We start from the raw sequence: 15,282 nt of genomic DNA on the forward strand, positions 1-15,282 counted from the left end.
GGCTAAAGCCGTGGGCTTTCGCCTCGAACAACTGTAAGACGCGGTCGCTGGTCGCGTCGAAGACGAACGGAGCTTCGCGGTCGCTACCGGATCACGTCGACGCCGTTACGCTGGTCGACCTGATCGCGACCGCCGTCCGACCAGGATCCTTGCTCCTGGCCGACGTTCTCGCTCGCGTCGAATTCCGAAACGTCCTCGCCGTTGAGACTCCGGCGGGACTTCTCCGCCTGCCGCTGGGTCGACGGACCGAGCACCTGGGCGCTCTGGACGCCGGTCATGATGGCCATGACCCGTACCTTGCCCTTGTACTCCTCCTGGATGCGCGCGCCCCAGATGACGTTGGCGCTCGCCTCCAGTCGCTCGGTGATATTGTTCGCGATACCTTCGGCCTCCTTCAGCGTGAGGTCCGGTCCACCGGTGATGTGGACGAGCCCGCCGGACGCGCCGCGGTAGTCCACGTCCAACAGCGGGTGGTTCATCGCGTCGCTGACGACCTCCTGGGTCTTGTTCTTGTCCTGGGTCTCGCCGACGAGCATCACCGCGACGCCGCCCTGGTTCATGATCGTGGACATGTCCGCGTAGTCCAGGTTGATGAGCGAGGGCTGGGTGATGGTCTCGCTGATACCCTTGACCGTCTCGGCGATGATCTGGTCCATCACCGAGAACGCTTTGCCGATGGGCAGGTTCGGGACGTAATCGAGCAGGCGGTTGTTGTCGAGGACGATGATCGAGTCGGCCTCGCCGCGGAGTTTCTCGAGTCCCTCCTCGGCTTTGACCGTGCGGGCGCGCTCGACGTTGAACGGCGTCGACACCATGCCGACGACGATGGCACCCTGTTCCTTGGCGATCTTGGAGACGACGGGCGCGGCACCGGTCCCGGTCCCGCCGCCCATCCCGGCGGTGACGAACACGAGGTCCGCCTCGTCGAGGACCTCCTTGATCGTCCCTTGGGCCATCTCGGTCGCACGCTCGCCCATCGAGGGGTCGCCACCGGCACCCAGCCCCTGCGTGAGCGACTTGCCGACGAGGATCTTCGTGTCGGCCTCGATCATCTTCAGGTGCTGTTTGTCGGTGTTGATCGCGACCGTCTCGGCGCCGTCGACGCCGATGTTGTACAGTCGGTTGACCGTGTTGTTACCGGCACCGCCGGCGCCGACGATGACGATCCGCGGGTTGCCGAACTCGTCGTCGTCGTCGGCGCCGCGGTCCTCGGCTTCCTCGTGTTCGATGGCGTCTTGGACGAAGCTCTGCATCGTCACACCTTCGCCCAGCTGCGGTTGCGGTTGCGTTTGTCGTCGCGGGACTCGCTCTGTTCGTTGAGCATCTCGCGGACCGCCGAGCGGATGGCCTCGCTTCGGTTCGGGAACTCTCCCGTCTCGACCATCTGTTCGACCTCCTCGATCTGCTGCTTCGGAATTCGTAGTGTCACACGCTCCATGTTTGCATTCCCCCGGTAAGACGGAAGGGGCATCACCCCGCGCACTGTCTTACAGGCTCGAACCGCCCGACGGAGGCCCGCTACCTCCGGAGCGGCCGGCCTGTAAGACGACCGTCTTACGCGAACGTACCAACAGACCAATACCTTATAAAACTAACGGCCGTTGTAAGACAGAGTGGTCCGACGGTCGTAAACGGGAGGGAGAATCGGATTACGCACGGTCCAACACGTCCGCTGCCGGCGTTCGGCGGCCACAGCTCGGACAGAACGCCCAGTCCGAACGGATCTCGTCACCGCAGTCACAGAAGACGCGGTGCGCACCCTTCTCGCCGCAGTTCGGGCAGTAGACGTGCCCAGCGGACATATCCTCGCCACACTGGGAACACGTTTTACGCGATCCCGTCGACGGCGCCGACGGGTCGGGGTCGTCGGCCGCGCGCTCCCGTTGCGTCTTACGCGCCGTCGTCTCGGACTCGCGTTCGACCGACACGTCCGACGGATCGGCGGACACGCCGTCGACGGTGACGTTTACGTTGATCGACGGCGGGTCACGCGGTGCGAACGCACCGTCGGCGAGCAGCGTCTCCAGCAACGCCATCGTGGGATCGCTCGCAGCGTCGTCGTCCCCACCCGCTCCGTGGCCACGCTCCGCCTCGTCGAGGTAGGTGCGCAGGGCGTCGCGCATCACCTCGCTCTTGGAGGCGTCGAACTCCTCCAGACGCTCGACGAGGTCGTCGTCGGCGCGGAACGTGATCTTGCTCATCGTTCCCAGACACGGCGGCGGGTTATTTGAAACCTTGGACGTGTCTGACGTCTGTCTGTCAGTCGTCGGTCGCGACGGCGAGCCGGTCCCGTTCGGCGTCCAGCCACCGCGCCCAGCGGCCGAACACCCAACTGTCGAGCCCGTAGGCGTCGTCGACCGCCCGCACCCAGTCCCCGTCGGTGAACAGGAGCCGCTGGAAGCGCCGAACCCGGGGCGAGAGCGGTCCGCGCGACCCGGCGTAGTGGTCGAGCGTCTCCCGCCGCGCCCGGGCGAGGAAGTCCCGCGGCACCGCGACCCCGTCGGCGGCCGCGGCGTGGGCGAACCACTCGAGGTGGGTCACCGCGGCCGCGAGGGCGAACCGCTCCCGGAGGCCCGTGACGCCCGCGAGCGGCGACCGGCCCGCGACGAGGGCGTCCCGCGGCCGCGGAAACCGGGGCAGGGCGACGGTCAGCCCCGCGGTCGCGGCGACCTCGCGGGCGACCCCTCGAAGCCGACGTTCGAGGAGTCTGGCGGCCGGCCACAGGCCGAGTTCGTACCACGTCGGCATCCACTCGCAGAACGGCTCGGCGAAGACGGCGTCGCCGACCAGGACGCCGACGACGGACTCGGCCTCGCGGTTCGACAGCGTCGCCGGGTCGGTACGGAGCGCCGCGGTCACCCCGTCGCCGTCGACGGCGTCGGCGTCGTCGAAATCCATCCCCGCCGCGACCCGGTGGGTGTAGGCGCGACCGGCCGCGTACCAGTCGGCGGCGTCGGCGGGCGTCTCGATGCCGAGCAGTCGGGCGACGGTCACGGTCCCACTCGTAGCGCCGGCGACCTAACCCTTCCGTGCGACCGCGGGGGTCAAGTGCCTCCGCGCCGACCGTTCGGGAGACCACGCCGTGACAGTCTCCTTCGACCTCTTCGGGACGCTCGTGACGGCGTCGACGCCGGCCGATCCGGCCGCCGCCGTCGCCGCCGAACTCCGGGACCGCGGCGTCATCGTGCCCGAGGACTGGGGCGACGCCTACCGCACGCCCCACCTGGACGCGCCCGACGCCGCGGAGGTTCCCCTCCCCGCCCACGTCGCCGCCGCGCTCCGGAGTCGGGGCGTCGCCCCGTCGGACGGCGTCGTCAGACGCGCCGTCGTCGCCGCCTTCGACCCCGCAGTGACCCGACGCGACGGGGTCGCGGCCGCCCTCGCGGCCGCCGAGACGCGCGGCCCCGTGGGCCTCTGTTCGAACTGTAGCGTCCCGGAACTCGTCCCCCGGACGCTCGTGCGCGCCGACCTCCGGGGGCGGTTCGACGCAGTCGTCACCAGCGCCGCCTGTGGTTTCCGCAAGCCCCACCCGACCCCCTTCGAGACGCTCGCGGGCGAACTCGGCGGCGTCGACCCCGCCTCGCTCGTCCACGTCGGCGACGACCCGGCGACCGACGGCGGAGTCGAGACCCTCGGTGGCACCTTCGTCGACGTCGGCGAGACGCCGCTCGCGGCCCTCGGCGACCGACTGGAGGCCGGACCGTGACCCTCGTCGCCGCGGGGAGCGTCGCCCTCGCCGCGGGGCTCGACCGCCTGATCGCGGAGCCGCCGGCCGCCGTCCACCCCGTCGCCTGGCTGGGACGGGGCCTCGCTCCCCTCGACCGGAACTGGACCCATCCCCGACTCGTCGGCCTCGGCGTCGCGCTCGCCGTCCCCCTCGCCGCCGCCGCGGCCGTCGCCGCCGGCGTCGCCCTCGCCGCCCGCGTCGACCCGCTCGCCGGCGGGGTCGCCGCCGGCCTCGTCTGTTTCGTCTGCACCAGCCGTCGGATGTTGCTCGACGAAGCGCGGGCCGTCGTCGCCGCGAGCGGGGGCGACCTCCCCGCCGCCAGGGAGCGCCTGGGGGCGCTCGCGGGACGGGACGCGACCCACCTCTCGGCCGGCGAGGTGCGCAGCGCCGCCGTCGAGAGCGCGGCCGAGAACCTCGCGGACGGCCTCGTCGCGCCGCTCGCCGGGTTCGCCCTCCTCGCCCCCCTCTCGCTGCCGCTCGCGGCCGCGGCCGCCGCGTGGGTCAAGGCCGTCAACACGCTCGACTCGACGTTCGGCTACCGATCTCACCCCATGGGCTGGGCGCCGGCCCGCCTCGACGACCTGGTGATGTGGGCGCCCGCACGCGCGAGCGCCGCCCTCCTCGCCGTCGCCGGGGGTCGTCCCGGGGCGCTCCGGGCGGCCCGGCCGCTGGCACGGCGACCCGCGTCGCCGAACGCCGGGTGGCCGATGGCGACGCTCGCGGTCCTGCTGGGGGTGCGCCTGGAGAAACCCGGGACGTACCGACTCGACGGCGGCGGATCCGGGGGCGACGACCCGCTCCCGACGCGGGCCGACGCCGACCGGGGCGTCGCCGTCGTCGCCCGCGCGGGGTGGCTGGCCTTCGGGGTCGGGGTAGCGGTATCGGCGGCGTGGGCGACGACGGGACCGGGAGCGTGGCCGGTTCCGGGGGTGCTCCCGCCGTGCTGACGGCGATCCGGGGGGCGCTCGCCTTCCTGACGCGCCTGCCCGTCGGCGGCGACGAGGCCGCCTGGGACGCCTTCCGCGCCACCCCCGCGGCCTTCGTCGTCGCCGGCTACGTGGTCGGCGGCCTCGCCGCCCTCCCCTTCCTCGCGCCGATACCGATCCCCACCGCCGTCGCCGGGTACCTCGTCGCGCTCTACTTGCTCACCGGGGTGACCCACGCCGATGGGCTCGCCGACTGCGGCGACGCCGCCGCGGCTCACGGCCCGGCGACCGACCGCGGGGCGGCCCTGAAGGACGCCGAAACCGGCGTCGGCGGCGCGCTCGCGCTGGGGGTGACGCTCGTCGCCCTCGGACTCGGCGGCCTCGGCGTCGCGGGCGCCGGCCCACGGGCCGCCCTTCGTCTCGCCCTCGCCGCGGAGGTGAGCGCCAAGGCGGGCATGGCGACGCTCGCGGCGCTGGGAGAGCCCGGCCACGAAGGCCTCGGGTCGGCGGTCGTCGGCGACGTCTCGGCGGCCGCACTCCTGCCGACGGTCGCCGTCGCCGTCCCCGCGGCCCTCGCTGCGCCGCCCGGGAGCACGCCGGCGCTCGTCGCGGCACTGCTCGCCGGGCCGGCCGCCGCGCTCCTCGTCGGCCGGTGGGCGACGGCGACCCTCGGCGGCGTCACCGGCGACGCCCTCGGCGCGGCGAACGAACTCGGGCGGGTCGCGGCGCTCCACGCGGGGGTGGTGGCGTGGACGCTCTGGTGATGTGCGGCGGCGAGGGGACCCGTCTCGGCGGCGACGCGGAGAAGCCACTCGTCGCGGTGGCCGGGACGCCCATGGTCGACCGCGTGCGCGGGGCGCTCGCGACCAGCCGGGTCGAGCGGGTCCATCTGGCCGTCTCGCCGCTGGCGTCCGCGACCCGCGACCACCTGCGGGCGGCCGACGCCCGCGTCGTCGAGACGCCGGGCGAGGGCTACGTCGCGGACCTCGACACCGCGCTCGACCGGGTGGGGCGGCCGGTGCTGACCGTCGCCGCCGACCTCCCGCTTCTGACCGGATCGGCGGTGAACCGCGTCCTCGCCGTCGCGGAGGGCGGTGACAGGGTCCGCTCGCTGACGGTCGCCGTGCCGGTCGCCCTGAAACGGCGGCTGGGGGTGAGCGTCGACACGGCCTTCGACCACGGCGACCGGCGGCTGGCACCCGCCGGCGTCAACGTCGTCGCGGGAACCGACGACGACATATACGCCGCTGCCGATCCACGACTCGCCGTGAACGTGAACCGCCGCGCCGACCTGCAGGTCGCGGAGGCGCTGTCGTGACCCGCCTCGTCCTCGTCGCGGGCACGACCGGAACCGCCCGGATCGATGGGATCAGCGCCGCCGGCGCCGACGCCGACCTGCGGGCCCACACGCCGAGCGCCGACGCGGAACTGATCGAGTACGGCCACTTGGTCCGCGCGCCGGTCGTCCCCGTGAGTCCGACGGGGTGTCCGACGCCGGCGGCCGTCACCCGCGCGGTCCGCGAGCGCGTGGGCTTCGAGACGCTCGTCGTCGACGCGGGCCTCGCGAAACCGACCGGGGCGCCGACGGTCGGCGTCGGCGCGAAACCCGGTCGCGACGTGCGGGAGGCCGATCCCGTCCCGACCGCGCCGGGGGCGTGGGTGGCCGCCCGAAAGCTGGGTCGGAACCTCCCCGACGACGAACTCGTCGTCGGCGAGACCATCCCCGGCGGGACCACGACCGCACTCGGCGTCCTTCGGGCGCTCGGCGTCGACGCCGCGTCGGAGGGCGGCGCCGTCGTCTCCTCGTCGCTGCCCGAGAACCCGCTGGCGCTGAAAAGGGAGGTGATCGAGGCGGCGTTCGAGGCGAGCGACCTGGAACCCGGCGAGGCGGCCTACCGGCCGGAACTCGCCGTCCGCTTCGTGGGCGATCCGGTGCTCGCCGTCGTCGCCGGGCTGACCGCCGGCGCCCTGGAGTCGGGGACGGACGTGATCCTCGGGGGCGGGACGCAGCTGCTCGCGGCGGCGGCGCTGGTGCGACACGCGGGCGTCGCCGACCCGCTGACGCTCGCGTCGACGAGCTACGTCGCCGCCGACGCCGACCTTTCCCTGGCCGCCGACCTGGACTGCGAGACGGTCGTCACCGATCCCGGGTTCGGGGGGCGGGACGACGCGCTCGCCCGGTACGCCGACGGCGAGGCCAAGGAGGGTGCGGGGATGGGCGGGGCGCTCCTCCTGGCCGAGCGGACGGGCGCGCTCGATACCGTCGCGGACGGAACGCTTGAGGTAGTGGAGCGTATTAGCCCTCGCCATGGACCCTGACGCCGTCGCCGACGTGGAGCGTGTCCCCCACGGCGGAGCGTCGGATCCGACGCTGCTGGATTTCAGCGCCAACACCAACCCCGAGCGGCCACGCGGCGTCGCCGGCGTCTACGAGTCGGCCTACGGGGCGGCGACCCGCTATCCGAGCGACGACTACTGTGCCTTCCGGACCGCCGCCGGCGAGTATCTGGGATGCGAGCCGCTGTCGGTCGTGCCCACGGCCGGGGGGAGCGAAGCCCTGCGACTCGCCGTCGAAGTGACGCTCGACCCGGACGACGCCGCCCTCCTCCCGAAGCCGAGTTTCGGCGAGTACGAACGCGAGGTCCGCCTGCAGGGTGCGGAGCCGGCGTTCGTCGACCACGACCGCCTCCTCCGGACCGACCCCGAACCCTACCGGATGGTCGTCGTCTGCAACCCGAACAACCCGACCGGCGACGCCTACCCCCGGGCCGACCTCCGGGCGTACGCCCAGGAGTGTCGCGCCGCCGACACCGTCCTGCTCGTCGACGAGGCGTTCCTGGATTTCACCGACCACCGGACGCTCGCGGGCGAACCCGGCGTCGTCGTCGCACGGTCGCTGACCAAGATGTTCGGCCTGCCCGGCCTCCGGGCCGGCATGGCCGTCGCGACCGGCGACCTGCGGGAGCGCCTCGACGCCGCCCGCCCCGCCTGGGGACTCTCCACCCCCGCGGCCGACGTCGGGACCTACTGCCTCCACCGGACGAAGTTCGTCGCCGAGACGCGCGACCGGGTACGCAACGAACGGGCGCGCATGATCGACGCCCTCGAACCCGCATACGAGGTGTGGCCCTCCGACTCCCCCTTCCTCCTCTTGGACGTCGGCGACCGATCCGTGGAGAGCGTGATGGCGGCCGCTCGCGAGGACGGCATCGTCCTTCGCGACGCCACCACCTTCCGCGGCCTCGACTCCCACGTCCGCGTCGCAGTCCGGCGCCCGGACGAGAACGACCGCCTCCTCGACGCCCTGTGAGCCGACCCGCGAAACCGCGAGAATCCGGTTCGTAGCGGCCGCCCCGGTGAACCGGCGGATCCGCCGACGGCACCGATCGGCATGCATAAACCATATATGGCGATATCAAATCGCGGTTCGGGGAGCAAGCGGTCCCGCCGGAGCGCTTTTCCGGGTCACGGAGGTAGCCGAACCGTGTTCGAGACTACCGTCCGCGACGGCGTCGCTCGCCTCGCCCGGCCGGGAACCCGGTGGCTCTCGACCGGCCACGACGGCGGCGAGCGGACCGCGCCCGCGGCGTACAACGTGACCGTCCCAGAGGGCTGGGAGCGGACAGACCTCGCTACCTACGTCGCGGAGCGCCTCGACGCCGCGGGGTTCGACGGTGCGGGCGGGCCGGCGTTGCTGACGGGCGTCGCCCAGCGGCACGCCCGCCGGGCGCGACTGGGATCCGTGGAGGCCGTCGCCACGGCCGGCGTGTCGAACCCCGCGGCGCTCCCGGTCGGGGGCGACACGGGGTCGACGATCCCCGAGGGCGGCGACGACACCGCCGGCCCGGACGGCCCCGGAACGGTGAACGTCGTCGTCGGGACGGCCCGCTCGCTCGCACCGGGGGCGCTCGCGAACCTGCTGACCGTCGCCGCGGAGGCGAAGGCGGCGACGCTGCTCGAACGGGTGGGCGTCCCGGGGACGACGACCGACGCCGTCGTCGCCGCCTGCGACCCGACGGGCGAGGCCGCCGCCTTCTCCGGGAGCGCGACGCCGGTTGGTTCGGCGGCCCGCGCCTGCGTCCGGGACGCGGTGGACGCCAGCCTCGCGTCCCGGTATCCCGACGGGGAGTACGGGCCGCCCGAGTCCGGCGTCCGCACCGACGAGCGGGCGGCGGTGTCGACCCTCACCATTGAAGGCCGACGGCCGCCGAGGGGCGAGGAATGACCGACGACAGCCACCGCGGGGTCGAACCCCGTGCGCCGGCGGAGTTCGGCCTCGTCCAAGCGTGGTGGGGCGACGGCAAGGGCAAGACGACGGCCGCCATCGGCATGGGCGCGCGCGCTGCGGGCCACGGCTACCGCGTCCACCTGCTCCAGTTCATGAAAGGCGGCGCGGCGAGCGTCGAGGACGTCCGCGGCGAGTACGGGGCCATCGAGCAGATCGACGGCTTCTCGTACGAGCACACGGGCCACTACGGCTGGCACGGCTTCGCCGACGGGAGCGACGACGACGACCACGCCGCGAAGGCCCGGGGCGGCCTCGAGCGCGCTCGCGACCTGCTGGCGTCGGCCGCCGACGCCGACCTCACCGAACCCCTGGCGCTCGACGGCGACCCCGAAGCCGGGATCCACATGCTGATCCTGGACGAAGTGCTGTACGCGGCCAACCGGGGGCTGATCGACCCCGCGGAGGTGGTCGGCCTGCTCGACTCGAAGCCGGCGAACCTGGAACTGGTCTGTACCGGCGGCCACGAGCGCCCCGCATATCTCGACGACCACGTCGACCTGGTGAGCGAGGTCCGCAAGGAGCGCCACCCCATCGACGCCGGCCAGCGCGCGCGAAAGGGGACGGAGTTCTAGCCGAACGGTTTTGGGGATCTGTACCTAGCGAACGGTATGATCCCGCTCGCGGCCTTCCGTGACCTGCTCGACGGTCTCGACACCGCGGAGCGCGCCGCCTTCGTCGCGGCGGTGTACGAGGCCCGCGGATGGACCGCCAAGCGCGAGGGCGACGAGCACGTCCTAGTGACGCCACCGAACGCGTCCGAGCGGCGGCGGGTTCCGACGACCCTCGACGCCGACCGCCTCCACGAGCAGGTGAGGTACGCCCTCGACGAGGACGCGCGGACCCGGCTGTGCCGGCGCTTCTTCGGCCGGACGCCGACGGAGATAGCCGCGTCCGCGGGCGATCCCGGTGACGACGACACCGCCGACCCGGAGCCCGATCGATCCCCGACAGCCGACCGACCGGAGACCGAGACGGGGTCGTCGTCCCCACGGGAAGGCGGGCGAAGCGGGGTCACCGCACGGGAACCGGGCACGGGAAGCGAGGGGTCGCCCGCCGACGGAAACCCGACGGGGAACGCGAGGGCGGACGACGACGGCGAGCGATCGGCCGTCCCGCGGTGGGTCGTCGTGGGGCTGGCCGTCGTCGTCGTCGGCGGGATCGTGGCCGTCGCGGGCGTGGGGGTCACCGACCCCGGCGGCGGGAACCCGACGGCGCCGACGACCCCGGCCGCGGAAGCGACCCTGGGCGCCGACGACCGGAACGACTCCTCGAGCCCGACCGTCGGCCGGCAGCCGGAGACGAGTGGCTCGACGCCGCCGGGCGTCGACGACGACGACGGCATCCAGAACGCGTCGGCGCTGGCGGACGCCCACGCCGCCGCGCTGACCGATCGGTCGTACCGACTCCGGATCGTCCACCGGGAGTACGTGGACGGCGAGTTGCGGGGCGTCGCGGTCGAGCGGGTCGCCGTCGCCGAACCGGACCACTACCGGTCGCGGGTGCGGACGCTCGGGACGCTCGAACACGCGACGATCCACGTCGCGGACGTGTCGGCGTACGCCAACGGGACGGCGCGGCACGTGCGCCCGATCGACGGTCGTGACACACCCGAGAGCGCCGAGTTCCGGTTGCTGATGGTGTCCGACACGGGGACGCCGAACCGGTACGTCGACCGGACGCGACGGTACGTGCAGTGGTTCCTCGACGTCGGCAGCTCCCGCGTCGTCGCCACCGGCGAGCGCGGCGGGACCGACGTCGTCACCGTCGTCATCGCGGGCGAGCCGTGGCGGGGTGCGACCGAGATGACGGGGCGAGCCGTCGTCGACGAGGAGGGGCTGGTTCGCGTGATCCACCGGGAGTACACACCGACGAACGACCCGTCGGTCCGGGTGGAGTCGACGATACGCATCACGCCCGGCCCGGTGACGGTGACGCGGCCGGCGTGGGCGGAGTCGACCAACGCCACCACGGTGACGCCCAGGGGTGCCGAGGCGCTGGACGACCACGGTTCGAGCGACCGCCGGGAGCGGGGGTCGGCGTGAGCGACCGCGCCCGGACGCTCCTCGTGGCGGGCACGGCGAGTCACGTCGGCAAGTCGACGGTGGCGGCGGGCCTCTGTCGGCGCCTGGCCGACGCCGGCTACGACGTGGCGCCGTTCAAGGCCCAGAACATGTCCAACAACGCCCGCGCGGTGCCACGGGCCGACGGCGAGGGGTTCGGCGAGGTGGGTGTCTCGCAGTACGTCCAGGCCCGCGCCGCGCGGGTACGGCCGACGACCGACCACAACCCGGTCCTGTTGAAGCCCCGCGGCGACGGCGAGTCACAGCTGGTGATCGACGGCGAGGCCGTCGCCGACGTGCCGGCGACCGACTACTACGACGAGTGGTGGGACCGGGCCCGCGAGGCGGTCGTCGCGGCCCACGACCGGCTGGCGACCGACGCCGACGTGGTGATCGCGGAGGGTGCGGGATCGATCGCCGAGATCAACCTCCACCACCGCGACCTGGCGAACGTCGAGACGGCGCGGATCGCCGACGCCGACGTGATACTCGTCGCGGACGTCGAGCGCGGCGGCGTCTTCGCCGCCATCGTCGGCACCCTCGACCTCCTGCCCGAGGACCTCCGGGAACGGGTGGCGGGGGTCGTGATCACGAAGTTCCGGGGCGACCGCTCGCTGCTCGCCGACGGAGTCGAGACGGTCGAGGAACGGACCGGCGTGCCCGTCCTCGCGGTCCTCCCGTACGACGACCCCGGACTTCCCGAAGAGGACAGCCTCGCCCTGCCGGCGCGGGACGAACGGGGGGTCGTCGGCGACGACGACGGCGTCGAGACCGGCCGGACGGCGACCGTCGCCGTGCCGCGCCTCCCGCATCTCTCGAACGCGACGGACCTCGAACCGCTCGCCGCGGTGCCGGGCGTCCGGGTCGTCTACACGCCGCTCGACGCCGACCTCTCGGCGGTCGGGGCCGGGGGACGCCCGGCCGACGCCGCGGTGTTGCCGGGGACGAAGAACACGGTCGACGACCTGCTGGCGGCCCGGGAGGCGAACCTGGCCGAGCGCTTGCGGGCGGTCACGGGGCCGGTGGTCGGCCTCTGTGGCGGCTACCAGTTCCTCGGCGAGCGGATGGAGGGGGCCGCGATCGAGGGGACGGGCGAGCGCGAGACGGTGCCGGGACTCGGGCTCCTGCCCGTCGTCACGCGGTTCTCCGCGGACAAGCGGGTGGAGCCGGCGACGTGGCAAATCGACGGGACGGGGCCGCTCGCCGGCGCCGCGGGGCGGATCGAGGGGTACGAGATCCACGCGGGCGAGACGCGAGCGACGGGGGCGGTCGGGACCCCCTTCGACGCGCCCGACGGCCGGACGGGCGCCGAGCTCGGCGCGACGGCGGGGCGGGTCCTCGGCACCTACCTCCACGGCCTGTTCGCGAACCGGGCGGTCCGGGAGGCGTTCGTCGACGGCCTCTACGCCGGGCGGGACCGGGAGCGCCCCGAGCGGATCGACGCCGGCGACGCACCGTCGCCGTACGACCGGGCGGCGGCGCTGGTCGACCCCGTCGACCTCGGGGTCGTCGGCCTCGACGACCGCTGACGGCGACCGAACGTTTAACCGGGGAGGTGCGCAACTCGTCGCCGATGGTCGAGGCGTTCGCCGTGGCGAGCGGCAAGGGCGGGACGGGGAAGACGACGAGCACGCTCGCGCTCGGCATGGCGCTCGCCGCGGACCACGACGTGACCGTCGTCGACGCGGACACGGGGATGGCGAACCTGCTCTTTCACGCCGGCCTCGACGACGCGCCGACGACCCTGCACGACCTGTTGATCGAGGGAAAGGAGGTCTCCGTCGACGACGCGGTGTACGAGCGATTCGGGATGAAGGTCGTCCCCTGCGGGACGGAGCTGGCGGCGTTCCGAGCGGCCGACCCCGAACGCCTCCGGGACGTGGTGGCGGAGCTGGCCGCGGACACCGACGTCCTTCTGCTGGACTCGCCTGCGGCGCTCGGCTCGAAGAGCGCCGTCCTCCCCGTGGTGCTCGCGGATCGGACGGTGATCGTCCTCCAGCCGACGATCCCCGCGCTCTCGGACGGCCTGAAGGTCCAGGAGTACGCCCGGTCCTACGGCACGGAGACGGCGGGGACGCTGTTCAACCGCGTCCGCGACGAGGCGGGGATCGAACGGGTGGCCGAGCGGGCCGAGCGCTACTTCGGCGGCGAGACGCTCGGGGTGATCCCGGAGAGCGACGCCGCCCGCGCGGCCCGAACGGCGGGGGAGCCGCTGTTGGCCCACGCGCCGGACACGCCCGCGTCGCGGGCCTTCCGCGAGGCGGCGAAGCGACTCGACGTGCGCGACGGGGCGAGCGGGAGCGGCGACGTGGCGGATCGTTTCAGGAGCGCGGTCGTCCCGGAGGAAGTGTGACCGTCGGCCGATGAGGATCCCACGCGGCGACCTGCTCCGGTCACGCGTCGTCGACGACCCCGGGACGACGCTTTCGACCGCCCTCGACCGACGCCTCACGGGCTACGCCGTCTTCGAGCCACAGGACGCGGTCCTGCTCGACGACGAGACCCGCGGCGTGCTCACCTTCGAGGCGGGGATTCCCACCCTCGCGTACTGCACCGACACCGACCGCGGCGGGGCGGACGCCCTGAACGACCTCGCGGGGCCGGGACCCTACAGCGTCGACCTCTACGAACTCGACCGGACGGACCTGGCCGAGGCCCACGGGGCCGACGACCTCCGGGTCCCGCCGGGACTCCCCGCCGAGCGACTGACCGCCGACCGCGACCTCGTGACCCGCACGCGGGAGGCGGCGCCGGACGAACGCCTCGGCGACGACGCCGACGCCGTCGCGACGTTCCTCGAGGACGAGGCCGGGATCGAGGCCATCCGCGAGCAGGCCCGGGCGGAGGCCCGCGCCCGCGCCGAGGAGTGGGGACTGACCGACGCCCTCGACGACTGAGTGCCGTACCGCCGGTCCGCGGAACGGAATGCCGGGATCACCCACAGCTATACCGTCGGGCGACATAGGGAACGGCAGCGACGGACGGACCACCATGCAAGGCAACTCTCCCCCCGACACGACCGGAACGTACGATCCCGAGACGGGAGCCTACGTCGTCGACTACCACGAGACGAGCGACGTCGAACTGAGCGTCACCGTCGTCCACGCGGTGCTCGAAGTGACCGAGAAGGATCCGACGGAGGTCGACCTCAACGCGGTCGTCCAGCCGGACGCGCTGAACCGCATCTTCGGCCGCCTCCCCGACGGGACGTCCCGTGTGGGCGGGACGCTCACGTTCGAACTCGCCGGCTGCCGGGTGACGGTGACCGGCGACGGCGAGGTGTGCGTCGACCCGACCGCGTAGTCAACCGTCGAACGACCCGTTCAGGTGTTCTTCGAGTCGCTCGGTGCCGCGCGCGACGTCGGAGAGCGTCACCCGTTTCTCGGAGCGGTCGAACACCACCAGCCCGGCTTCGGCCAGCCGCGGCACGTGGACCGAGGCCAGCGCCGTGAACGCCCGGGTTCGCTCCGCGTCGGTGGGGTCGTCGGTTCCGTTCTCCCAGGTCGCCAGCCGCGAGGCCAGCCGGTCGAGGGTCGCCTCGTCGTCCTCGAACAGCGAGCGGAGCACGAACCGCCGCCGGGGGTTGCGGAGCAGTTCGTGGAGCGTGTGGGTATCGAGGGCCGGTGGCGCCACGTCGTCGTCGAGCACCCTGTCGAACAGCGGCCGGAGCGTGTCGACCGTCCGCTCGTCGGTCGTCGACGCGTCGGCGCGGACGACCAGCGTGGCGTCGATGCCCGTGACCGTCTGGCTCAGCAGGTGGAGGAACTGAAACGTCGGTTCGAGGTCGCCCGCCTCGACGAACGGGCCGAGGTCGTCGACGTAGACGACCGTCTCGCGGTCGGTGTCGGCCCAGTCGTCGAGATAGAGCGTGACCGCCGTCCCGAGTCGCTGGAGGTTCCCGGGATCGGACATCGTGGTCACCGTGACGTCGTGTCCGGGGAGCGACCGGCGCGACGGCGCGTCGTCGTCCTCCGCCGTGGCGGCCGAGCGGGCGAACTCCCCGAAAGAGATCAGCCCGAACGCCGCCGGGAGCGTTCGGTGAGCCGTCCGCCACTCGTCGACGACGGCCGTCGCCGAGCGCTCGGCGGACACCACCAGTACCTCCGCCGCGTCGGGTGTCACGTCCAGCCGATCGAGCGCGCCGCTCCCGCCCGAACCGGACAACAGTAACGTCGTGGCCGACCGATCGACGGATCGTTCGTCGCTCGGCTGGCCGCTGTGCGTACCCCCCATGACCCTGTCATCACCCCATTGAACCGAGAGGTGCATAAAGATGCGGTC

At 73.2% G+C, this 15,282-nt stretch carries 18 protein-coding genes; 13 read left to right on the forward strand and 5 right to left on the reverse strand.

Annotated features, from left to right (window positions below; genetic code table 11):
- Positions 1-83 precede the first annotated feature (83 nt).
- From ftsZ to EI982_RS09690, 4 genes are all read right to left on the reverse strand, one after another.
- Positions 84-1,253, reverse strand: coding sequence for a cell division protein FtsZ (gene ftsZ, locus EI982_RS09675; RefSeq protein WP_157691124.1), 1,170 nt, complete (start codon positions 1,251-1,253; stop codon positions 84-86).
- Between the two features lie 2 nt (positions 1,254-1,255).
- Complete coding sequence (locus EI982_RS09680) at positions 1,256-1,438, reverse strand: transcriptional regulator CdrS (RefSeq protein ID WP_157689508.1); 183 nt, start codon at positions 1,436-1,438, stop codon at positions 1,256-1,258.
- Between the two features lie 211 nt (positions 1,439-1,649).
- Positions 1,650-2,201: a double zinc ribbon domain-containing protein gene (locus EI982_RS09685; RefSeq protein ID WP_157689509.1), complete on the reverse strand. Its 552-nt coding sequence runs from the start codon at positions 2,199-2,201 to the stop codon at positions 1,650-1,652.
- Between the two features lie 58 nt (positions 2,202-2,259).
- Positions 2,260-2,994, reverse strand: a complete 735-nt coding sequence (locus EI982_RS09690) for a DUF8116 family protein (RefSeq protein WP_199243783.1) — start codon at positions 2,992-2,994, stop codon at positions 2,260-2,262.
- An 88-nt stretch (positions 2,995-3,082) separates the two neighbouring features.
- On the opposite strand from EI982_RS09690, the gene EI982_RS09695 reads away from it, so the two are divergent.
- The 13 genes from EI982_RS09695 to EI982_RS09755 all read left to right on the forward strand — a co-directional run bounded on the left by EI982_RS09695 (position 3,083) and on the right by EI982_RS09755 (position 14,304).
- Positions 3,083-3,706: an HAD family hydrolase gene (locus EI982_RS09695; protein ID WP_157689510.1), complete on the forward strand. Its 624-nt coding sequence runs from the start codon at positions 3,083-3,085 to the stop codon at positions 3,704-3,706.
- Complete coding sequence (locus EI982_RS09700) at positions 3,703-4,674, forward strand: CobD/CbiB family cobalamin biosynthesis protein (protein ID WP_157689511.1); 972 nt, start codon at positions 3,703-3,705, stop codon at positions 4,672-4,674. Before EI982_RS09695 ends, EI982_RS09700 begins: the two co-directional genes overlap by 4 nt.
- Entirely contained in the window at positions 4,668-5,417 is a 750-nt protein-coding gene (cobS, locus tag EI982_RS09705) for an adenosylcobinamide-GDP ribazoletransferase (protein ID WP_199243784.1), read from the forward strand. Before EI982_RS09700 ends, cobS begins: the two co-directional genes overlap by 7 nt.
- Positions 5,417-5,971: an NTP transferase domain-containing protein gene (locus EI982_RS09710; RefSeq protein WP_157691130.1), complete on the forward strand. Its 555-nt coding sequence runs from the start codon at positions 5,417-5,419 to the stop codon at positions 5,969-5,971. The genes cobS and EI982_RS09710 overlap by 1 nt, the downstream gene beginning before the upstream one ends.
- A complete protein-coding gene (locus tag EI982_RS09715) occupies positions 5,968-6,972 on the forward strand; it encodes a nicotinate-nucleotide--dimethylbenzimidazole phosphoribosyltransferase (protein ID WP_157689512.1) in 1,005 nt (334 codons plus the stop codon). Before EI982_RS09710 ends, EI982_RS09715 begins: the two co-directional genes overlap by 4 nt.
- On the forward strand, positions 6,962-7,963 hold the full coding sequence (locus EI982_RS09720) for a threonine-phosphate decarboxylase (RefSeq protein ID WP_157689513.1): 1,002 nt from the start codon (positions 6,962-6,964) through the stop codon (positions 7,961-7,963). The genes EI982_RS09715 and EI982_RS09720 overlap by 11 nt, the downstream gene beginning before the upstream one ends.
- 174 nt (positions 7,964-8,137) lie before the next feature.
- On the forward strand, positions 8,138-8,878 hold the full coding sequence (locus EI982_RS09725) for an adenosylcobinamide amidohydrolase (protein WP_199243785.1): 741 nt from the start codon (positions 8,138-8,140) through the stop codon (positions 8,876-8,878).
- Positions 8,875-9,513: a cob(I)yrinic acid a,c-diamide adenosyltransferase gene (locus tag EI982_RS09730; RefSeq protein WP_157689515.1), complete on the forward strand. Its 639-nt coding sequence runs from the start codon at positions 8,875-8,877 to the stop codon at positions 9,511-9,513. Before EI982_RS09725 ends, EI982_RS09730 begins: the two co-directional genes overlap by 4 nt.
- 36 nt (positions 9,514-9,549) lie before the next feature.
- Positions 9,550-10,983 carry a hypothetical protein gene (locus tag EI982_RS09735; RefSeq protein WP_157689516.1) on the forward strand — a complete coding sequence of 478 codons (1,434 nt, stop codon included), beginning with the start codon at positions 9,550-9,552 and terminating at the stop codon, positions 10,981-10,983.
- Positions 10,980-12,530, forward strand: coding sequence for a cobyric acid synthase (locus tag EI982_RS09740; protein WP_157689517.1), 1,551 nt, complete (start codon positions 10,980-10,982; stop codon positions 12,528-12,530). The genes EI982_RS09735 and EI982_RS09740 overlap by 4 nt, the downstream gene beginning before the upstream one ends.
- Before the next feature lie 44 nt (positions 12,531-12,574).
- Entirely contained in the window at positions 12,575-13,354 is a 780-nt protein-coding gene (locus EI982_RS09745) for a nucleotide-binding protein (protein ID WP_157689518.1), read from the forward strand.
- Between the two features lie 10 nt (positions 13,355-13,364).
- Positions 13,365-13,898, forward strand: a complete 534-nt coding sequence (locus EI982_RS09750) for a DUF8054 family protein (RefSeq protein ID WP_157689519.1) — start codon at positions 13,365-13,367, stop codon at positions 13,896-13,898.
- 94 nt (positions 13,899-13,992) lie between these two features.
- The gene (locus EI982_RS09755; RefSeq protein ID WP_157689520.1) at positions 13,993-14,304 is read left to right on the forward strand and encodes a HalOD1 output domain-containing protein; all 312 of its coding nucleotides are present in this window, start codon (positions 13,993-13,995) and stop codon (positions 14,302-14,304) included.
- Here the strand turns inward: EI982_RS09755 and EI982_RS09760 are convergent, their stop codons facing one another.
- Entirely contained in the window at positions 14,305-15,234 is a 930-nt protein-coding gene (locus EI982_RS09760) for a DUF7504 family protein (protein WP_157689521.1), read from the reverse strand.
- Positions 15,235-15,282: the final 48 nt, after the last annotated feature.

Source organism: Haloplanus salinarum, from assembly GCF_009762275.1.
Classification (GTDB): domain Archaea; phylum Halobacteriota; class Halobacteria; order Halobacteriales; family Haloferacaceae; genus Haloplanus; species Haloplanus salinarum.